This is a genomic window from Extensimonas perlucida, assembly GCF_007655255.1.
Classification (GTDB): Bacteria; Pseudomonadota; Gammaproteobacteria; order Burkholderiales; family Burkholderiaceae_C; genus Extensimonas; species Extensimonas perlucida.
The window spans coordinates 1-17,783 of the sequence record NZ_VMYE01000001.1 but is presented as its reverse complement, the minus strand read 5'-3'; the positions used below and the strand labels follow the sequence as shown (position 1 = coordinate 17,783).

The 17,783-nt window shown below is 63.9% G+C and carries 23 protein-coding genes and 1 pseudogene; 2 read left to right on the top strand and 22 right to left on the bottom strand.

What is annotated here, in order from left to right:
• Window positions 1-98: 98 nt before the first annotated feature.
• The 18 genes from FK527_RS00120 to FK527_RS00035 all read right to left on the bottom strand — a co-directional run bounded on the left by FK527_RS00120 (window position 99) and on the right by FK527_RS00035 (window position 14,314).
• Entirely contained in the window at window positions 99-689 is a 591-nt protein-coding gene (locus tag FK527_RS00120) for a hypothetical protein (protein ID WP_144728489.1), read from the bottom strand.
• Window positions 686-1,054 carry a hypothetical protein gene (locus FK527_RS00115; protein WP_144728487.1) on the bottom strand — a complete coding sequence of 123 codons (369 nt, stop codon included), beginning with the start codon at window positions 1,052-1,054 and terminating at the stop codon, window positions 686-688. Before FK527_RS00115 ends, FK527_RS00120 begins: the two co-directional genes overlap by 4 nt.
• Window positions 1,051-1,518 carry a crossover junction endodeoxyribonuclease RuvC gene (locus FK527_RS00110; RefSeq protein WP_144728485.1) on the bottom strand — a complete coding sequence of 156 codons (468 nt, stop codon included), beginning with the start codon at window positions 1,516-1,518 and terminating at the stop codon, window positions 1,051-1,053. Before FK527_RS00110 ends, FK527_RS00115 begins: the two co-directional genes overlap by 4 nt.
• A complete protein-coding gene (locus tag FK527_RS00105) occupies window positions 1,515-2,090 on the bottom strand; it encodes a hypothetical protein (protein ID WP_144728483.1) in 576 nt (191 codons plus the stop codon). The genes FK527_RS00110 and FK527_RS00105 overlap by 4 nt, the downstream gene beginning before the upstream one ends.
• The gene (locus FK527_RS00100; RefSeq protein ID WP_144728481.1) at window positions 2,087-4,249 is read right to left on the bottom strand and encodes an AAA family ATPase; all 2,163 of its coding nucleotides are present in this window, start codon (window positions 4,247-4,249) and stop codon (window positions 2,087-2,089) included. Before FK527_RS00100 ends, FK527_RS00105 begins: the two co-directional genes overlap by 4 nt.
• Window positions 4,242-4,754, bottom strand: coding sequence for a hypothetical protein (locus FK527_RS00095; protein WP_144728479.1), 513 nt, complete (start codon window positions 4,752-4,754; stop codon window positions 4,242-4,244). Before FK527_RS00095 ends, FK527_RS00100 begins: the two co-directional genes overlap by 8 nt.
• Window positions 4,751-5,488 carry a hypothetical protein gene (locus tag FK527_RS00090; RefSeq protein WP_144728477.1) on the bottom strand — a complete coding sequence of 246 codons (738 nt, stop codon included), beginning with the start codon at window positions 5,486-5,488 and terminating at the stop codon, window positions 4,751-4,753. Before FK527_RS00090 ends, FK527_RS00095 begins: the two co-directional genes overlap by 4 nt.
• Window positions 5,488-5,928 carry a DUF6511 domain-containing protein gene (locus tag FK527_RS00085; protein WP_144728475.1) on the bottom strand — a complete coding sequence of 147 codons (441 nt, stop codon included), beginning with the start codon at window positions 5,926-5,928 and terminating at the stop codon, window positions 5,488-5,490. Before FK527_RS00085 ends, FK527_RS00090 begins: the two co-directional genes overlap by 1 nt.
• A complete protein-coding gene (locus FK527_RS00080; RefSeq protein ID WP_144728473.1) occupies window positions 5,925-7,634 on the bottom strand; it encodes a DEAD/DEAH box helicase in 1,710 nt (569 codons plus the stop codon). Before FK527_RS00080 ends, FK527_RS00085 begins: the two co-directional genes overlap by 4 nt.
• 15 nt (window positions 7,635-7,649) lie before the next feature.
• Window positions 7,650-8,288, bottom strand: a complete 639-nt coding sequence (locus tag FK527_RS00075; protein WP_144728471.1) for a hypothetical protein — start codon at window positions 8,286-8,288, stop codon at window positions 7,650-7,652.
• 6 nt (window positions 8,289-8,294) lie between these two features.
• Entirely contained in the window at window positions 8,295-9,167 is an 873-nt protein-coding gene (locus FK527_RS00070) for an ATP-binding protein (RefSeq protein WP_144728469.1), read from the bottom strand.
• On the bottom strand, window positions 9,167-9,700 hold the full coding sequence (locus FK527_RS00065) for a hypothetical protein (RefSeq protein WP_144728467.1): 534 nt from the start codon (window positions 9,698-9,700) through the stop codon (window positions 9,167-9,169). Before FK527_RS00065 ends, FK527_RS00070 begins: the two co-directional genes overlap by 1 nt.
• Window positions 9,693-10,691, bottom strand: a complete 999-nt coding sequence (locus tag FK527_RS00060) for a ParB/RepB/Spo0J family partition protein (protein WP_144728465.1) — start codon at window positions 10,689-10,691, stop codon at window positions 9,693-9,695. Before FK527_RS00060 ends, FK527_RS00065 begins: the two co-directional genes overlap by 8 nt.
• Window positions 10,691-11,269: a fumarate hydratase gene (locus FK527_RS00055; protein ID WP_144728463.1), complete on the bottom strand. Its 579-nt coding sequence runs from the start codon at window positions 11,267-11,269 to the stop codon at window positions 10,691-10,693. Before FK527_RS00055 ends, FK527_RS00060 begins: the two co-directional genes overlap by 1 nt.
• On the bottom strand, window positions 11,266-11,478 hold the full coding sequence (locus FK527_RS00050; RefSeq protein WP_144728461.1) for a helix-turn-helix transcriptional regulator: 213 nt from the start codon (window positions 11,476-11,478) through the stop codon (window positions 11,266-11,268). Before FK527_RS00050 ends, FK527_RS00055 begins: the two co-directional genes overlap by 4 nt.
• Before the next feature lie 342 nt (window positions 11,479-11,820).
• A complete protein-coding gene (locus FK527_RS00045; protein WP_425460387.1) occupies window positions 11,821-12,114 on the bottom strand; it encodes a DUF2188 domain-containing protein in 294 nt (97 codons plus the stop codon).
• Window positions 12,111-13,070, bottom strand: a complete 960-nt coding sequence (locus tag FK527_RS00040) for a hypothetical protein (protein WP_144728459.1) — start codon at window positions 13,068-13,070, stop codon at window positions 12,111-12,113. The genes FK527_RS00045 and FK527_RS00040 overlap by 4 nt, the downstream gene beginning before the upstream one ends.
• On the bottom strand, window positions 13,067-14,314 hold the full coding sequence (locus FK527_RS00035; protein ID WP_144728457.1) for a hypothetical protein: 1,248 nt from the start codon (window positions 14,312-14,314) through the stop codon (window positions 13,067-13,069). The genes FK527_RS00040 and FK527_RS00035 overlap by 4 nt, the downstream gene beginning before the upstream one ends.
• A 249-nt stretch (window positions 14,315-14,563) precedes the next feature.
• Here FK527_RS00035 and FK527_RS00030 point away from each other — a divergent pair, with 249 nt between their 5' ends.
• Both FK527_RS00030 and FK527_RS00025 read left to right on the top strand, forming a co-directional pair.
• Entirely contained in the window at window positions 14,564-14,887 is a 324-nt protein-coding gene (locus tag FK527_RS00030; protein ID WP_144728455.1) for a helix-turn-helix domain-containing protein, read from the top strand.
• Window positions 14,884-15,801 (top strand): ImmA/IrrE family metallo-endopeptidase, encoded by a 918-nt coding sequence (locus tag FK527_RS00025; protein WP_144728453.1) that lies wholly within the window; start codon window positions 14,884-14,886, stop codon window positions 15,799-15,801. The genes FK527_RS00030 and FK527_RS00025 overlap by 4 nt, the downstream gene beginning before the upstream one ends.
• 1 nt (window position 15,802) lies before the next feature.
• Here FK527_RS00025 and FK527_RS00020 read toward each other — a convergent pair whose 3' ends face one another.
• The 4 genes and pseudogenes from FK527_RS00020 to FK527_RS00005 form a co-directional block, all read right to left on the bottom strand.
• Entirely contained in the window at window positions 15,803-16,297 is a 495-nt protein-coding gene (locus FK527_RS00020; RefSeq protein ID WP_144728451.1) for a hypothetical protein, read from the bottom strand.
• A 17-nt stretch (window positions 16,298-16,314) separates the two neighbouring features.
• The gene (locus FK527_RS00015; protein ID WP_144728449.1) at window positions 16,315-16,515 is read right to left on the bottom strand and encodes a hypothetical protein; all 201 of its coding nucleotides are present in this window, start codon (window positions 16,513-16,515) and stop codon (window positions 16,315-16,317) included.
• Window positions 16,516-16,560: 45 nt separating this feature from the next.
• On the bottom strand, window positions 16,561-17,370 hold the full coding sequence (locus FK527_RS00010) for a class I SAM-dependent methyltransferase (RefSeq protein ID WP_144728447.1): 810 nt from the start codon (window positions 17,368-17,370) through the stop codon (window positions 16,561-16,563).
• A 19-nt stretch (window positions 17,371-17,389) separates the two neighbouring features.
• Window positions 17,390-17,783: pseudogene (locus tag FK527_RS00005) on the bottom strand (FkbM family methyltransferase); the annotation flags it as partial.

Sequence of the window (17,783 nt, the reverse complement as noted above, 5' to 3'; positions counted from 1 at the left end):
GGTGGCTGTTTCGTGCGCCGGTCTGCGATGATAAACGAAATAAACGACAAACGCAATAAACGAAAGACCCTGACCGTCTTTGGCCAGGGTCTTTGCACTCAAGGCGATAGTCTGGTGGTCAGAGCGCCACGTCCGTGCGGACGTGATCCTGAATGCTCATACCCGTAGTACCGAGCCAGCACGCCGAGTGCCGCGACCAGGATGCCTTTGGCCTCGTTTTTCTCGACTCGCTTGCCGTTCCAGCCATCGCGCAATGCCCAATCGCGGATCGACATCTGCAGCCCGGCCACATACCAGAGCGCCGATCCCGCCGGGCTGCCACTGCCGCCCACGGCATCCAGTGCCTCCCGCACCGAGCGGGCAGCGCCGGCGTTCTTCTCGACCATCATCTGCCCAGGCGCTGTACCACCCGGCAGACCATCGAGCTTGGGACTGGCGACACCGCTGCCAAACGCCCGCGCGAAGTCCTGCGAGAACTGCTGCCCGGCATCGTGCATCGCGCCGGTGATGCTGCCGTTCCTGAGCATCAGCGCCAGCGTGTCCACGGTGCGGTAGTGGTCAACCGGCTTCTGGTCATCGTCCTCCTCGCGCACGTAGCGGATCACACTGCCGTCCGGGCGGATGTGCTCCTCGCCGATGCGTGGCTTCTTCTCGGCACGTGCCTTGGCGCGTTGCGTCTTCTTGGTCATGGCCGTGCCTCCCCGAGTTGCCCGAGGGTCGCCAGCGCGCCGTCGCGGCTGCGTTGCACGGTGACACACCTCGGTGTCGTGGCGATCACCGTCCAGGTCTCACCATCGCCTCGGTCGATCACCTCGCCTTCGGCCCAAGGTGTGCTCTTGCGGGAAGCCGCAGTACGCGCACCGTAGAGCTTGGTGGCGATACCGGACAGAAACGCCCGATCCCACTCATCAAAGATCTCGTCCAGCGGCACAACGACGATGCCTTGTTTGTGCCAGGCCGCCGCACGCATCGCGCGCAGTTCGTCGCTGCTGGCGGGTGACGCTGGCGCCAGGCGCCCGAGGGCGCAGGGGATGGAAGCGGTGCTGGTTCTCATGCCACACCCCCTTGGGCCATCGCCCAGTCCAGCAGCGCCAGCGCATCAGCGTGGTTGTCGTCGACCGGATCAAAGCCGCGCGCCTTGGACGCCGCGATCATCTCCGCCTTGCCGGCGTTGCCCTTGCCGGTGGCGTGCTTCTTGATCGTGCCCACCGGCACACCTTGATACGGGATCTGGTGGTGTTCGCACCAGGCCGTCAGGTGCGCCATGAAGCCGCCGTAGGCATGGGCCGCATCGACACCCGCGTGTTTCCTGACTTCCTCAAACACCACCCAGTTGAGCCCATCGGCACACTGCTTGATGTCGGTGAGCCAGCGCTTGAAGCGCAGGTATCTCATTCCGCCACCTTCGAAGCGCTGCGGCTTGAAGGATTCGCTGCCGCCGCTGATGAGTCCGTCGCGGCTGACCAAGGCCCAGCCGGTGGTCGTGCCCAGGTCCAGGGCCAGAATGCTCGTGTTCATTTCCGACCTCCTCGCCACGCTTTACTGCCTTTGGCCACCGGCACACCCATCCGGTGATGCTGTTCGCAGCGGCGATTGATCGCACTGGCTTTCAGGCCGGTCTTGACGAGGAAGGTGGCACCGCAGTCTGGGCAGTGGCTTTCCCAATGCAACAAGATCGTCGGCTGCCCGTTGGCCTTGGTATGGGGTGTGCAGTCGACCAACACATAGCGCTGGCCTTCAAGCATCAAGACAGTGCCAATTTCAGGGCAGCGGGCAAAGGCAATCCGATGCACAGCCTGGAGCTTTGCAGGACCACGGTTTAACACCAGGGGGGATTTACTCCCCCCCTGGTGTAAACCAGGGGGGTGTTTGCAGTGGTGGTCCTCAAATGCCGTAAGTCCTTGTCGTTGTTGGGTTTTCATGGTCTTGCACATCCTCTGCAGGTCATGAGGACGGTTACTGCACATCCTCTGCAAGCTGTTGATTTCCTTGATAGTTGCGTTTTGGAGGTTTGAAGGCTTGCAAAAAACCTCCGAGCTTTTGCAGCGTTCGGGGCCGTTTTTCAGAGGCGGATGGACGAGGTTTTTCATGGCTGGACGTCCTCCTGATAGACCCACACGTTCGGGTTCTCGACCGGCAGATGCACCCCGGTCTGCGGGCAGACGTAGTGGGTCGGCAGCACCAGAAGATTCGTCTCGGTGACCTCACCGCTGACCGGATCGGGCTCGCCCAGGGGCCGCTTGATGCGCATGTCCTCGACGCACAGGTAGCCGTGTTTGCTGCCTTTGCAGGACGGCAGACCATAGTCCTGGGCGTTGCGGAAGAACTTGATGTAGCCCTGGGCGGCGAGCACCGCGATGCGCTCACTAATGCTGCGCATGCCACCGAGCCCGCCCTTGTTCTCGAAGGTCTTGGCAAAGAGGCTGGAGAGGTAGCAACGCCCGGCGGCTGCCTCATCGAAGATCATCTGCAGGATCACATCGCGCTTGCGCCGGCGCTCCGCATCGAGCTTGGCGCCGTAGTCCTGCATCGCCAGGCGCACGCTGGGGTTGATCTCGCGCCACTCGCCCTCGATCTTGTCGATGTGCTTTTGCGGGATGGCCGCGCCGTTGCGAAGCTCGAAGATCAGGTCGCGCGGCGTGCGGGTCTCGTCGGGACGGAACAGCAGCATCCCGGTCGAGTAGTAGCCGCGCAGACTGCCGGCCCCGGCCAAGGCCTGGAAGGGGTCTTCCTCGAACTGCTTCTTGCCGAGTTTGCGGGTGTGGTGCACCAGGATGATGCCGGCACTGGGATTGACCGCATCGCGCAGACGCTCGACCCGCTGCGACAGGAAGTAGAGCATCGCCGCGTTGTCGTTCTCGCTGGCCTGACCCTCGCCGCCGTCGAAGACGTTGCGGATCGGATCGATGGCGATCACATCCGGCGGTGATCCGTTGAAGGCGCGCTCCATTGCCGGAATCACCTGCGCCAACCCCTCGTCGTTGAGGATCAGGCGCAGCTGCGGTGTGGCCACGAAGTGCGTGCGCGCATCCAGGACGCGGCTGGGCGGCAGCGCAATGCCCTTCACCCGTTCGCGCAGGTAGTGGTACTGCACCTCGGCCTGCAGGTAAAAGACGCGCAGCGGACGGCTCGGGCGCATGCCCAGGAACGCCGCACCACCGGCCATGTGGGTGAGCCAAGACAAGAGGAAATCGCTCTTGCCCACCTTGGGCGCACCGCCAAAGACCAGCATCCCGCCCGGGGTAAGCACGCGCGGCTCGATCAGATCCGGCGGCAGGGGCGAATCGTCATCAAGCAGATGGCCCAGGCTGTAAGTCGGCAAGAGGCTCGGCGCCGCCTTGACGATGCGCCGCTCGCCGGTGTCGAGGAAGGCCTGCACGTCGAACCCTTCCTCCACGGCATCGGCCACATCCCAGCCAGTCGGCCGATCCGTGGGCGGCACCAGGATAGCGACTGACACCGCACCGGCACTGACGCAGGCCCGCGCGGCGGCCTCGGCATAGTCCCAGCCGGGCGCATCGCGATCTGGCCAGATCAGCACGGCCTTGCCCGCCAGCGGACGCCAGTCGGTTTTGTCGATGGGCGCCTTGGCGCCGTTCATCGCCGTGGTGGCGGTGATGCCCATGCGGATCAGGGCGTCGGCGCACTTCTCGCCTTCGACCAGGATCACGCTGTCGGCGCGCGAGACATCGGGCAGGTTGTAGAGCGGCCGGGGATCAGGGGCGCGGCACATGCGGGCGCGTACATCCCAGGGGCGGAACTCCTTCTTGCCGGGCTCCGGGTCGTAGCGATAGACGCAGGCGATCAGCTCGCCCGATGCGCTGAGGTAGTCCCACTTGGCGGTGTGCGGCCCGAGTGCATCAATTGGCACCTCCGAGCGAGTGGGCATCGGCGTGGCCAGCGAGCGGCCCACCAGCCGGGCGGCGGTTTCCATCACGGCAGCGAAGTCGCGCTTGGTGTCGAGTCCGTGGTGGATGGCAATCGCGTCGAAGACGTCACCGCCCTCACCGGTGGCGTGGTCGTGCCACAGACCGGCCTTGTCGCCATCGAGCGCAATCTCCAGGCTATCGCCCGCCTCGCCCTGGATGTTGCCGATCAGGAACTTGTTGCCACGGATCTTGCCGGCCGGAAACAGTGCCATCAGCACCGCTGGAAGCCGCGCCAGCAGTTCACGTTTGAGCTCATCGCGCTGAGCGTTGAGGTCCACAGGACCGCCTGCGGCGGGTGGAATGTCGTTGAAATCAAGCATGGGAAGTTTCTCCAGAAGTGTTCAAAGGGGTGGCCGCGCAGGGGATCGCCGCGCAAGGACCAATGGCGCTGCTGCGCACGGTCTCGTGGCTGGCGGCAATGCCGGGATCAGGGTCTGGGGCCAGGACGTGAGCCTTGATCGGCACCCTCATGGGTACTTTTTGCCAATGCGCCTTCTCGTCGGCGAGGTAGCCGGCCTTGCGTGCCACGAAGCGCACGAAGTCCGGATGCAAGCCGACGAGGTCGCACCACAGGCCAAGGTCATCGCCGAGCACAAAGCGCCGGGCTTCGCGGCGCACGCTTCTGCCCAAGGACAGACAGTCACCGATGGCCCGCGCAATGACAGCAACCACCAGGCGTGACTCGGGTGTCACCAGGAAGGTGTGGCGGTTGAGCATCTTCTCGATGGGATGCACACCGACCAGCGGTTTGGGTGGCGACCAGCGCTCAACCCACACCGTCTGGGTGGCCCGGGCCGGTTTGCGGTGCTGGAAAGCGGTGCTCATGCCACACCTCCCCAGCAGCGCTGCGCGTAGGCACAGAACCGGCACTCGAAGTGATCCGCTTGGGCAAAGCTGCGTGGCAGCAACTCCCCGGCCTCGGTCGCCTGGATGACCCGTACCGCCCGGTCGGACATCTTTTGCGCCAAGGCGGCGTCGAACGGCACCAGCTCGGTGTAGATCTCCATCGAGTCGGCATTCACCGCCGTGAAGATCGCCGGGTTGTCATGCAGACCCAGATAGGTCTGGTAGATGGCAACCTGCGCGGCATAGACCGGTTTCGAGGCAGCCAGACCCTTCTTGGCGAGGTCGTTCCAGGACTTGCTGCCCAGCGCTTTGCACTCCCACAGCGCCGGGTAAGCAAAGCCCTCGGGGCCACCGACGAACACGCCGTCGCAGTGACCTTGCAACTTGCCGTCGGCCACCGAGAAGCCGAACTGCTGCCCGTCCTTGCCTTCGGTCTTCAGGATGAAGCCCGCTGCACGCAGCCAGCCGACCATGGCGTCTTCCAAGCGATGGCCCCGCTCGAAGATGCGCAGGATGCGACCCGAGAAGCCCTTATCCGGATCGACCGGCGCCTGGGCGTACTCGTACTGCAGCTGGCGCTCGCAAGCGACCCCGAGGCGCGAGGCCCCGAGGTACTGCCGGCGTGCCTGCTGTTGCTCGCGCGCCTGCAGCCCGGCATCGATCAAGGCCTCGAAGCGCTCGGAGAAGGTGGTGGTGGAATTGAAGTCCAGCATCACACCCTCCCTGCGGCTGGCAGTGCCGCCGTCGTTTCGTAAGGCTCAAGGCCCCGCACGGCTGGGTATTTGCTCGCCTCGTGGTGCGCGACCATCGTTTCGGTCCAGGCCGTCACGATGGCCTCGATCACCGCCAAGGCTTCCGTCTCGCTGTAGTGACCCAAGGGCTTGTCGAAGCCGATCTCACCAGCCGCCTCGCCGAAGAAGCGCAGGCACTGGCGCATCGCCGCTTGCTCGAATTCAGTCGGATCAACCATGAGCACGTCCTCCAGCTTCGGATCGGTCTTGAGCCAGGCGGTGTAGCGCGCATGGAATGCGTCCTGGCACCGCCGGCTGCAGAACGTCCAGTCCATCGGGTACCGACGTGGTTCGCCCAGCTTGAAGCGGTTGTCGCTGTGGCCCAGGCCACGCGCGTGTCGTGTGCAGATGAGGCATTTCACGCCACCTCCTCGGCAAACATCTCGTGCTGGGCACGGGCAGCACCGGCCCCCATCACCAGACGCTGGATGGCGCGTTTGTTGAACTGGAAGGACATCAGCACCGAGGCCTGGTAGCGCGACAGACCAAAGTCCGTGCGCATCTCAGGCGGCAGGTACTGCAGCTGCTTGTCGGTGGCCGGCTGCTTGAGCCAGTGCCGGCTCTTGTGCGCGGAATCCTCAGACTCATGTTCGTTGAGCCAGTCATCAGCCTTGGCCAGACATACCGTGCGGTCACCTACGGCCAGCAGGTGGGGCCGATAGCCCTTGGCCCCGCCCACGGCGTACCACTGCCCCTCCAGGTAGAAGACGCCACCCCAGGCGTTGAAGCCCGTGGCCATCAGGGTGTCGTCCATGCCGAAGAGATCGCACCACAGGAAGTTCGAGCGACTGAGCAGATCGATCTCGCTCATCACGAAGTCTTCCAGCGGCGTGCGCGTCTTCGCCAGCGGCGTGCGGGGAACATCCTCGGGCCACTCGTAGCCGCACAGCGCACAGGTATCGGCCGAGGCCGGCACCTCGGCACCGCAGTCAGGGCAATCCTTGAAGCGGGGTTCTAGTACTGGCTTACCTTCGAGCTTGGCGGTCTGCTCCAGGCTGCCGTGCATCAAGGTGGCGGTGCCGAAATCCAGCACCACGCAGTCGGTCTTGACCACGCCGGGGAATTCCTCCGGATCGACCGTGCGCAGCCCCCGGCCCACCATCTGGATCAGCGTGGACTTGTAGGAACTGGGGCGCAGCAGCACCACGCAGCTGGTGGGGGTGTAGTCGTAGCCCTCAGTGAGCACCGCGACGTTGACCAATACCTGCACATCGCCAGTTTCATAGGCCGCCAGGCAGGCTTTGCGCTCGGCATCGGGCAGCTCGCCATGGATCAACCCGGCTGGCACACCGGCGGCATTGAAGGCCACGCAGACATCCAGGGCGTGGGCCACCGTCGAGCAGAACACAATGGTCTTGCGACCGGCGGCTTTCTCCTTCCACTGCGCAACCACGGCCTCGTTGATCACCGCCTTGTTGAGGATGCTCGCGACCTCGTTCATGTCGAAGTCGTCGGCGGTGCGGCGCACCTTGCCCAGGGCTTCCTGGGCACCGACGTCCAGAACGAAGGTGCGCGGTGGCACCAGGTGCCCGGCGGCGATCATCTCCCCCAGGGTGATCTGGTCGGCGACGTTGCTGAAGACTTCGCGCAGGCCCGTGCCATCGCCCCGGTTGGGGGTGGCGGTCAGGCCCGCGAGCAGCAGTTTCGGGTTCTTCTGCTGGGCACGCTCGATCACGGCCCGGTAGCTCGGGGAGGTCGCGTGGTGCGCCTCATCGATCACCAAGAGATCCAGGGTCGGGATCTGCTCGAGATTGGCCTTGCGCGACAGGGTCTGCACCATGGCGAAGGTGGCGTGGCCCTGCCACGATTTCTCATTGGCATCGACCACCGAGGTGGTGAGCGTCGGGTTCACCCGCGAGAACTTGGCGCGGTTTTGCCCGGTGAGCTCGGTACGGTGCGCAAGAATGCAGGCCTTGGCATCGGGCTCGGTCAGCACCCGGCCGGTGACGGCCGAGAGCATGATGGTCTTGCCCGACCCGGTCGGGGCGACAGCCAGCGTGTTGCCGTGCTGACCGAGCGCCGCCAGCGTGCGCTCGACCAGTTGGGTTTGTCGGGGACGCAGCATCATGGTGATGGCCTCCCCTTACTGTGCCCAGGCGGGTTTGCCGCCAGGGACGCTGGAGGATGCCGGACGCGCTGCAGGCGCAGGCGGGGTGTAGCCCGGTGCAGCAACGGCCGCCGGTGCACCGGACTGGCCACCGCCCGGATTGCCCCTGGGTGCCACGCCCATGATCGCGGCGTAGTCCTTGTGATCGGGCTCGATCACCGACTTGATGGTGTTCTTATCCTCGCCCCGGCCGTCTTTCTCGATGTCGAAGCGGGCGACGAACTCCAGGCCTTCGAGGTCACCGAAGCCGCTGATGCGACGCGCGGCCTGGGCCTGCGGACTGTTGTCGCCGGGGTGGATGTTGCGGGCGCTATTCAAGGCCGCGCGCACGAAGGTGCGGCCCATGTTTCCCCAGGTCGGGCCCTTGGCCGAATACAGGCCAATGTTCCACCACACCTTGCGGCGGGCGAACGGGCCTTCCATCACCACGCCCTCGCAGGCGAGATAGACGGCCCCCGTGTCATGGGACTGGGTCGCCCAGCCACCGGTCCAGCCCTGACTCGGGTCGTCGAAGCCGCCCGGCTTGATGCTCATGCGTACCCGGGCCAGCGTGCCCTTGGGGATCAGATCGAACGATTGCTGTTGGTCGGCGGTGTTGAAGTCAAAGAAACTCATGGCGGATTACTCCTGGGATGCGTGGGATTCGTTGAGAGAAGGCAATGCGGTGGTCAGGGGCGCAGACGCCGTTCGCGCCGCGCTCTGCGCCTGGGCGCACTTGGCAATCAGCTGACCGAGATGCGGGGGCTCGACGAGATCGAGGCGGCCGGAGCGGTCCTTGGCGGGCAGGCCCCAGGGATTGACCGTGTGGCAGACAAAGGCCCGGTAAGCCTCGCCCTCGTCGGTCTTGAGCTCAGCCAAGGTGATGACCTCATCGACGATGCCGGGCAGCTGCAGACTGGTCTTGGCGCCGTCGATCTGCGGCGCGAACACCTTGCGGTTGAAGTCGTCGGTGACCTCGTCGAGGATCGCCACGAAGACGACGTGCTTGCCCCGGGCGTGCTGCAGATGGGTCAAGGCTCCGATCATTTCGCTACCAAGCAAGCCGTAGGCACCACGCAGGTCCGCCTTGCCGGTGCGATCCGAGAAGGCCGCCGGCTGGCTCTTGGCCCAGGTCAGGCACAGGCGTGAAAGCACCGTGATCGAGTCGACAAAGTAGGTGTCGTACTTGCCCAGTTGCTCCGGGCTGCCGTACTGCTGGCAGACATGGTCGAAGTGCGCCTGCGAGAACGGCGCCTCGGCCGGCAGTGCCGGGTTGGGGCCGGCGAGGAACACCGCCAGATCCCGGAACTCGGGCCAGGTCTTGGGGCGCACACAGTCGCCGCGCCAATCCTTGACCGACAGATCGCCGGCTTCCAGATCGACGAACAGGGTGCTCGCTTCGGGCAGCGTCTTGAGCTGGGTGGTCTTGCCCAGACCACTCTTGCCCAGCAGGACGAGCTTGACGCCGTGGCGTTCGGCCAGGCGCTGATCGGCGGAGATGATCGGGAATGCCATCACGCCACCTCCGTCATCAACAGATCGGCCGACGAGAGCGTGGCCAAGAGCGGGCTGTCATCCGTGGCACCGGCAGCAAGCGCCAGGTCACGCAGCTCCTTGAGCGCCCGGTGGCGACGAGTGTCCGCACTGATCTGGGCACCCAGAAGTGCCAGATGCGCATCGACGTCGGCCAAGGTGGCTTGGGCGAGCGGCTTGTAGATGACGCCCTCGTCATCCACCGACTCCAGTTCCACACCCGGTGGCGGCACGCTGATGGCTGGCGGCAGATGCGCCTGCAGGGCATCGGGTATGCCCGGTAGCGTGATCTGGGTGCGCTCGTTTTTGCTGGGGCGGCGCTTCAATTCACGTCGGGCGATGTCGGTCAGGGCGTCCTCGGCCAGACGGGCGCCAATGCTCTGCACATCGCTCGGGTGCAGGGCGCAGACGACACGGGCAACCTCACGCGGGCGGGCATGGCCGATGACTTCGAAGGCGTTGCTGATTTCTGCGCGCACGGCTTCGCGCAGCAGGCTCATGACGGGATCACGCATGGCGAGCTCCTTTCCAGGCTTGGTCGAAACGGGTGATGAGGGGGACGGCCTGCGCGAGCCAGGCCGAGAGGTTCTGGTGCTGGTAATGCGGCACGCAGTCGATGAGCGACTCCGGGTCGGTGTCGATACGGCACAGCGACTCCAGCCCTTCGCGCAGCGCCAGCCACCGTTCGGTGGCAAGGGCGGACTCGGGGGAGACTTCCGGGCCGTGGTAGCGACCATCGGAGCCGAGCACCAGCGTGCGGTTTTGCTGGGCGATGCGTTTGGCTTCAGACGGGGTGGGCAGCGGCGGTTCTTCGGCCTTGATGACCTCGACCACGGCGCACTGCTCGATGCCGGAGAGGTGCTGGTCGGCGGCGACCTGATCGAAGATCTTCACGGCCGAGGGACCGCAAACGCCAGCCTCCTTGATGCGCGCTTTCACCTCGCGGGCGATGGCGCGGATCTCCTCGGGCGTTTTGGTGAGGGCTGCGCGCTGGGTGTCGGCGGGCAAACGAGAGAGCTCGGCCGCTGCTGAGACTGAAATTTCGCCACCCTTGACTGCGGCCTGTAGCTCGTCAATGCCATGATCGAGCACTGCCCGTGCGTGCTGCACAGTACGTCGAGAGACCTTGAGGTGCTGAGCCGCCTCGTCCTGGGTAAATGCGCAAATTTGCGCATTTGCATCAGGCCTGCCATGAGGCAGTGTGGCCAAACGCGCTGCAATGATGGCGCGCTGCCCTTCACTCAGATGCCGACGATGCAGATTGAGCGAAACGACCAGACCGAAGGGGTCGCCGTCGTCGGCGCTGACCTGACGCACCAGGGGGTCCAGTCCCAGTTGCTCGCAAGCGCGCAGGCGGTGGCGACCGTCGATGACCTGGCCATCCAGAACGAGGATCGGTTCGCGCTGGCCGTGTGCGGCGATGTCCGCCACCAGGGCTGCGAAGGCCGCCTCATCCATGACCGGGAAGAGCTCGGCGGCTGGATGCAGGGGAAAGGCAGTGGTCATCACTTACCCTCCCCAGTCGTGTCCAGGCGGCGCAGCACGAACTTCGGTGCCTTCGGCGTGACTGTGCGCAGGGCCTCGAACGGTGCCCGCAAGGTCTGCGGCCAGGCCTTGAACTTGGCCTCGCTGACGCTGTACTTGATCTCGACGTATTCGCGCGGATCGCCGCCGGTGGCTTCGATCTTGGCGACCAGTTCGGTCAGGCCCTTGGGCTCCCACTTCACGTCCTTGCCGATCTCGACGGTGATGTCGAAGTCGCCGTCGAAGATGTGGGTGGTGCCGGTGTCCTGGTCTTTGGCCAGCAGTTGGGCTTTGGCTGCATCGGCGTAGCGCAGCTCCAGGCCGGCCTGCACCAGGTTGGACAGGGTGGCCAGTTCGGACTTGGCCTCGCTGATGAAGCGCTGCAGGGCAGCGACGTTCTCCAGCGGCAGGTCGCGGATGACCTGGGCGGAGAGGTCGAGGTAAGGGATCGGCAGATGGACGCCGGAGGTCTCCAGCGCGGCTGCCAGGGGGGTGGGCAAAGGGGTAGGCAAACCGGTGGGCAGATTCGTGCCTACCCCGGCATTCAGGCGTGCGCTCATGCCACACCTCCTGCGCTGACGCGCTCGGTCGTGCTCTTGTGCAGGTTCTGCGCTTCGAAGGCCTCGACGTCCTCCAGGCGGTAGGCGATGCGGCCTTGCAGTTTCAGGAAGATCGGGCCAATGCCCTCGGTGCGCCAGCGCTCCAGGCTGGCTTCGCTCACGCCCCAGCGCTCGGCCAGCTGGCGTTGATTCAGGTGCTTGATGCTCACGTTTTGGCTCCTGTTGTCATGTGCAAAATTGCAGGGCCATGGTCCCAACCAGGGGGTGGGCAAACCGGTGGGCAAAGTGGACGGAAAGGGTGGGCAGATTTGGTAAATAGGGGGTTCGCCACCGCCCAGACGCAAAAAAGCCCGTCAGGCCGATGCCGGACGGGCGGGTCAATGAGAAGCCGATGGATTCAGGGGATTGGTAGCGGTTGAGCCGGGAGTAAGGGTGACAAGCGGCGCCTCAGGGATGCCACGAGGGGGTGGGCAAAGGGGTGGGCAAGTTGCCCACAGACGTAAAAAAGCCCGGAGGGTCAGTCCGGGCTCGTGGGGTGGTGCTGTTAGCGATCAGCCTTTGGGTGGGTGGGGGTCGTTGCCGTAGCTGTTGCGCTCACGGATACGCCCATCCTCGCCATGGATCAGGACTTCGCTTTTCTGATTGATGGCGATCTCGCGTGCGGCGCGCTCGGCCTCGGCTTGCGTGCGGTGATGTGAGGTGTCTCGGCTGTTGCCTGCGCCGCGCACAGCCCAGGCATCATCTCGGGGTACAACGTGTTGGTTCTTTCCGGCCATGGCATGGTCCTTTTCAAAGTTCGGGGTTAAAAACAACAGATTCAATCGGCTCTCTTGGCGTTGGCTCACCCCCTTTCCAGAATCAGAAACTCCGGGCGCAGCCAGAAGTGGCCCTTGTCGTCGGATTGCACGAAGGTGTCGAACACCGCCTTGTGGCGTTTCTTGATGTCGGCATAGCGGAAGGTTTCCGAGATGCCCAGGGCCTGCGCGATCCCCCGCTTGTGCACCTCGTCGCCATCGGCGTCTTCGAGGACCTTGAGGAAGCCATACACCTGCGGCGAGAGCTTGTGCTCTGCGCCGCCGATCAGCACGACGCGCCGGGTGTGCAGCAGTCGCAGTGAGGTTTCATCGTTGGTCACGGGCGGCGCCAGGCCATCGAAATACCCGTCAAGCGGCTCCAGCGTGAGATGCCCCTTGCGCAGCTGGGCCACCGCGCGCAGGGGAATCACGCGGCAGTCGGCCAGGGGCGAGGCCCTGAGCAGCGCCGCCTCGGTGGTGGTGATCACCGCCTCGGCGCCAGGTGCAGCCAACTCGGCCAGTTTGGCGCGTGCCTGCACAGGGGCGCTGTCCAGCCGGCAGCCGAAGAAGAAACTGCGCCGGTGGCGGCGAATCTCCAGCTCCCCCAGGTGCCAGAGCACGCCCGGGATGAGTTCGGCAAGGGGGTGACGACCTCGCAATCCCAAGGCCTGGTGCAACCAATCCGCCACCTTGCCCGGATGGGCCTGCCACAGCCGTACCTGCGCCTTGGGCAGTTCCACCTCCCCGCACTCAAAGCACAGCGCCCGGTAGCGTCCAGAGGCACCGGCCAGCGGTTGCGGTTGCACCCGGTGCTCGCGGCAATCCGGGCACAGCACCTCGGGCACCACCTCTACAGCCAGGCTCAACGCCTCGCAGTCGCGCAGACGCTGGTACAGCACAGCGCGTCCGCCCAGCCCCACCCCATCCGGCAACAGCTGCTGGCCGGGCGTCTCCAGCAAGGCGCAGAGTTCAGCCAGTGCGGGTGCGTTGATCGGGCCTTCGCTCACAGCATCTCGCTGTCGGTCACGGCCTCATCGGCTGCCACCGGCGTGGGTGGGTCTTGCATCACGCCCAGGGCACGCAGCAGGGCTTCTGCCAGGTGGACGTCGGCCTCTTCCATCTCGCGCAAATTGGCCATGCCAGTCGGCTTGACGCGGATGTGCAGCACCCGGTGCTGCTTGGCGCCGTCGGCAGGCTCGAAGTAGAGGCTGACCACCGCATCGAGGATGTCGAAGCCCTGGCTCATGAGCACATCGGTCTTTTTGGCGCGCACGCACGCCAGTGCGTCGGGGCTGTCCTTGTCGCCGGGCGGTTTGATGATGAAGTCGCAGGCTGGCGGCTGGATTGCACTTACCCGGCATTCAGACAGCCGCGCCATGACCACCCCATAGTCGCGCAGGTCCAGACCGCTGTGCTCATCGGGCCACACGCCCTGGCGCAGGCGGTTGAGCAGGAACATCGGCTGTGGCACGGCGATGGGCACAATGGGCTTGCGGAATACGTACTGACCCAGTGGCGCCAGCAGTTTCTTGCGCGCCGAGTTACCGCCAGGCACCAATAGGTCGATGACACCGTTGGCCGGATACAGGATCGCCGTCATCGACAGGGGTGGGCGCACATCGCGCCAGATGGTGCAATCATCCGGGCCGAACTCCAGGCTGCGCTGCAGGTTGTCCTCGATGCGGATGTCCAGCTGCACACCGCCATCGAGGTGGCGCGTCAGCACATCGATCTCGCAGGCACGCGGACGGCCCTTCTTCGGCGTGAAGGCCAGGGCGAGCGTTTTGCGCAGGCCATCGATGTCCTCGGGCTGACAATGCAGCACCTGCGCCGGTGGCAGGTAGAGCCGGCGCCAGCTTCGGCCACCCACTTGTGCATTAGCACGCAGGAAGGCCTCGGCGATATCGAAGCGCTGGGGCCAGTTGGCCAGTGCCCACAAGGCACGCTCGGCGTCACTGGCGTGGTGCTCGAAGTCCTCGAGCATCGCATCGCCCAACGGCACGGCGTTGCTCAGTGCCTGGATGCCACGCTGATTCGCCAGCGCCTTGACCCGGCGCAGCTCGGCATAGAGGGGGCTCTGCTGGGATTCTGGGAGCGCCTCCAGCGCTTGCAGAATCGGCTTGTGCAGGGACTCGGCCTCTTGCGCCCAGTCAGCCCCCTCGGGCAGTGCCATGCCCCGGGCCTGGAAGTAGAACTGCCAGCTGCGCGGCGGCACCTGGCGGATGAGGTCTCGGTAATTGAATGCGGCCATGGTGTGTGCTGTCTCCTCAAAAAACATGGCCTCGTGTGTCCGATTGTTCCCTGGCGCACCCTGGCCGAATCCCGTGGCCGGTAGAGTCACCACACTCTGCCGACCCACTTCGTTCGATATATTCGTTCGATACACCGAACTTGATCAGGATTGTTTCTGATGCCTGATGGGTTTGTCAAGCAGGTGCGTATTCGTTCGGTGCAGTGGTATATTCTTAGGCTTTGTGCAAACCGACAACAGGAGACTGCGGTGCCTTCCCCCCTGGGTGACAAGCTGCGCGCATTGCGCCAGCAAAAGAAACTGAGCCTTGAGCAACTGGCCGAGCTCACCGATTCCAGCAAGAGCTATATCTGGGAACTGGAGAACCGCGACGATCCCAACCCGTCGGCCGACAAGATCAGCAAGCTCGCAGCGGCGCTGGATGTGACCACCGAGTTCCTGCTCAGCCACACCACCGCCTCCCCGGATGCCGAGGTCGTCGATGAGGCGTTCTTCCGCAAGTACAAGGCGATGCCCGAGAGCACCAAAAAGCAGATCCGCAAGATACTGGACGCCTGGGACGACGACGAATGACCGACCAGAAGCGCCCCAAGGCCGAGGCCAACGACATCTCGAAGCTGCTCAACCAGGTCTTCGGCACGGATCGCTTCCCAGTGCCGGTCGAGGACGTTGCGCTGGAGTACAGCCAGCAGCGATTCCGCGATGCGCCGATTGCCAAGGTCCAAGGCGAAGATCTGGACAGTTTCGACGGGATGCTGGCCGCCAACAAAAAGCGCGACAAGTGGATGATCCTCTACAACAGCGCCGTGAGCTCCGAGGGCCGCAAGCGCTTCACGGTCGCCCACGAGTTCGGTCACTACCTGCTGCATCGGCACCAGCAGGAGGAGTTCGCCTGCGGCGCTGGTGACATCGAGACCAGTGGCGAGGGCAAAGGCAGCCGGGACATCGAGAAGGAAGCTGACGACTTCGCCACCACCTTGCTGATGCCGCTGGATGATTTCCGGCGACAGGTGGATGGCGAGACCGTGAGCTTTGACCTGCTGGGGCATTGTGCCGACCGGTATGGGGTGTCGCTCACGGCTGCCGCGATCCGCTGGCTGGAGATTGCGCCCAAGCGTGCCGTGCTGGTGGCCAGCCGCGATGACCATATGCTGTGGGCGTCATCGAACGAGGCGGCATTCAAGTCCGGTGCCTTCTTTGCGACGCGCAAGAACACCATCGAACTGCCCCGGTCAGCGCTGGCGCACAGCCGAAATTGCACTGGCAGACCGCAGTCGCACAATACCCGGGCAAAGGTCTGGTTTCCGCGAGAGCCGGCCGAGATGCCGATCACCGAGATGACCAAGGTGGCCGGCAACTACGGCTACACGCTGACCTTGCTGGTGATGCCGGAGGCGGAGAAGCGCTGGCGGCGGCGGGATGAGGACGAGGAGCCGGTGGAGGATAGCTACGACCGGTTTATCTCGCGGGGGCAGAAGCCTTATTGAATTAGGAGGTAGCGGCCGGTTGTAGGTTCTTGAGCCATTGCGCCATCAGCCACTTCACATAGCGAACACTTTTCTCGCCTTGGGGCTGGCCGCTACGCCAACGTGCCCGAAGAATTCGGCTACGCAAGTAGATACGCTCAACCCATTCAGCCTCCGACTTCAACTGCGACGACCACTCGCGGTAGGAGCCGTCAGCTTTATCTCTCACATCAGGACAGGTGCCATCAAAAAAGAGCCTGATCGGTACGAAGGAGTCCTCAAGCTTTGAAAAGGCGGAAAAATCCATTTCTTCAGCGATGCACTTGGCCAAAGCTGCCGAATCTTCCGCCTTGCCGTCCAGCACTTCTGCAATCAACGCTTGGTTGAAACGGATCTCGCGAAAAACGGCTTCCCGTATAGCTTGGCGCGAATGCTGAAACTCTGCCGAACTCTGGATTTTTTCCGCGCCCTTCTTAACCAGCCATTCTGTAACCGGGCCAATCACCAAATCGATCATTCCTGTTTCCTTTCGCCTCACCCCACCAACAGCACATTCACCCCCGCCATGCCGGCATCCGGCACGCCCACCACGGTGATCACGATCTCTTCTTCGTCCGGCTTGCCCACATGCAGGTAGGCGTCGTCGCCCAGCGGCAACCAGCCGATGGACTCGGCTTCGATGGCGGCGAGTTCGGTCAGTTCGATCTGCAGGTCAAGCAACAGCGCCTCGCTCATACAGGCAACATCCTCTCAGCGAAGTTGCTCAATGCACCCGGCCCATCAAACTCGTACCGCATAAATCTCCATCTGCGCCTTGTAGCGATGAGGGACCGAGAAGTCCGCAATGTCGAACCCACATTCCTTGAGCAAAGCTACGAGACGCTGTCTGCTGAAGTTGTGGTGGTGCTCGATTTCTATCCAGTAAGGATTGGCCTTGGCCGCGTCCATGACTTTCCAGCTTGAACAAGTCAGGTCCGGCAAGCTGATCACGATAACGCCACCCGGGCGCAGCAACTGTGCCGCCTTGCGCAGGGCATCGCGCGGATAGGGAATGTGTTCGAGCACATCCATCATCGACAGCACATCCAGCTGGCCTTCGAACTTCATCTTCATGAAGTCACCCTGTTCAGCACGGAAACCCAGCTGCCGTATCCGGCTGACGGTCTCCTGTCTTGCATCCAGCCCAACCGCTGCAAAACCATAGTCTGCCGCGGTCATGGTCAGCGTCCCATCGCCACAGCCGACATCCACCCACACGGGCGACGATCCCGCAAAGCACACTTGGTAGCCGCCCAACGCGCGTATCACCTTTTCGACCACCGGAACCCAGGTGGCTCGTTTCGCATCGGGGCTGGCTGTGCCACCCGCAAGCTGGTTGGCGTGCGCGTTGCGAAACACTTCTGCTAAGCCTGCTTCGCTCCAGTAGTGCCGGGTATGCACATGGTTGCAGGCGCTGCAGCGCATCCATTCGAGCGTATCCGGCAGTGCTGAATGCCAGAGTCCGTGCTTGGTGCAATTGGCCGCACCCAGCAAAGTCGATTCGGAACCACAGAGCGGGCAGCCTTCGTAGGCAATCTGGAGGGCGTTCATGCCTGCCCTCCAGGGTTCGTTACTTCTGCGCCAAGCTCGTCAAATACGCTTGCTGCGAACCCAGCGCCAACGCCCCGCGCTGCTCCAGCAACATCACGCATCGCAAGGTGAGGTCGATGGACCGGTAGCAGTGGTGGGCAATCAGCGCGAGATGCTTCAACTGTTCGTCGCTCATGGCGTCGGGTCGCGAGAAATCCCGCACGTACACGAGGTCGGCTTCCAGCAGCTGATTCAGCGCCTGGCGCGGATTGTTGTTGATCACGCAGGGAGCAATCGGCCACTTTTTGATGGCCGCGAAGCAGTGCGGCACGAAGCCCTGACTGCGCAGCTCGACATCGATGTCGCCCAAGGTGGGTTGCCCTTTGTACAAGGGCATGAACGACACCTCGGTCTGGATCACCACGGTCTGGGCA

Excerpts from the sequence above, each read along its gene's own strand:
- FK527_RS00120 (WP_144728489.1), bottom strand. The coding sequence starts at position 689 with ATGACCAAGAAGACGCAACGCGCCAAGGCACGTGCCGAGAAGAAGCCA.
- FK527_RS00115 (WP_144728487.1), bottom strand. The coding sequence starts at position 1,054 with ATGAGAACCAGCACCGCTTCCATCCCCTGCGCCCTCGGGCGCCTGGCG.
- FK527_RS00110 (WP_144728485.1), bottom strand. The coding sequence starts at position 1,518 with ATGAACACGAGCATTCTGGCCCTGGACCTGGGCACGACCACCGGCTGG.
- FK527_RS00105 (WP_144728483.1), bottom strand. The coding sequence starts at position 2,090 with ATGAAAAACCTCGTCCATCCGCCTCTGAAAAACGGCCCCGAACGCTGC.
- FK527_RS00100 (WP_144728481.1), bottom strand. The coding sequence starts at position 4,249 with ATGCTTGATTTCAACGACATTCCACCCGCCGCAGGCGGTCCTGTGGAC.
- FK527_RS00095 (WP_144728479.1), bottom strand. The coding sequence starts at position 4,754 with ATGAGCACCGCTTTCCAGCACCGCAAACCGGCCCGGGCCACCCAGACG.
- FK527_RS00090 (WP_144728477.1), bottom strand. The coding sequence starts at position 5,488 with ATGCTGGACTTCAATTCCACCACCACCTTCTCCGAGCGCTTCGAGGCC.
- FK527_RS00080 (WP_144728473.1), bottom strand. The coding sequence starts at position 7,634 with ATGATGCTGCGTCCCCGACAAACCCAACTGGTCGAGCGCACGCTGGCG.
- FK527_RS00075 (WP_144728471.1), bottom strand. The coding sequence starts at position 8,288 with ATGAGTTTCTTTGACTTCAACACCGCCGACCAACAGCAATCGTTCGAT.
- FK527_RS00070 (WP_144728469.1), bottom strand. The coding sequence starts at position 9,167 with ATGGCATTCCCGATCATCTCCGCCGATCAGCGCCTGGCCGAACGCCAC.
- FK527_RS00065 (WP_144728467.1), bottom strand. The coding sequence starts at position 9,700 with ATGCGTGATCCCGTCATGAGCCTGCTGCGCGAAGCCGTGCGCGCAGAA.
- FK527_RS00060 (WP_144728465.1), bottom strand. The coding sequence starts at position 10,691 with ATGACCACTGCCTTTCCCCTGCATCCAGCCGCCGAGCTCTTCCCGGTC.
- FK527_RS00055 (WP_144728463.1), bottom strand. The coding sequence starts at position 11,269 with ATGAGCGCACGCCTGAATGCCGGGGTAGGCACGAATCTGCCCACCGGT.
- FK527_RS00035 (WP_144728457.1), bottom strand. The coding sequence starts at position 14,314 with ATGGCCGCATTCAATTACCGAGACCTCATCCGCCAGGTGCCGCCGCGC.
- FK527_RS00025 (WP_144728453.1), top strand. The coding sequence starts at position 14,884 with ATGACCGACCAGAAGCGCCCCAAGGCCGAGGCCAACGACATCTCGAAG.
- FK527_RS00020 (WP_144728451.1), bottom strand. The coding sequence starts at position 16,297 with ATGATCGATTTGGTGATTGGCCCGGTTACAGAATGGCTGGTTAAGAAG.
- FK527_RS00015 (WP_144728449.1), bottom strand. The coding sequence starts at position 16,515 with ATGAGCGAGGCGCTGTTGCTTGACCTGCAGATCGAACTGACCGAACTC.
- FK527_RS00010 (WP_144728447.1), bottom strand. The coding sequence starts at position 17,370 with ATGAACGCCCTCCAGATTGCCTACGAAGGCTGCCCGCTCTGTGGTTCC.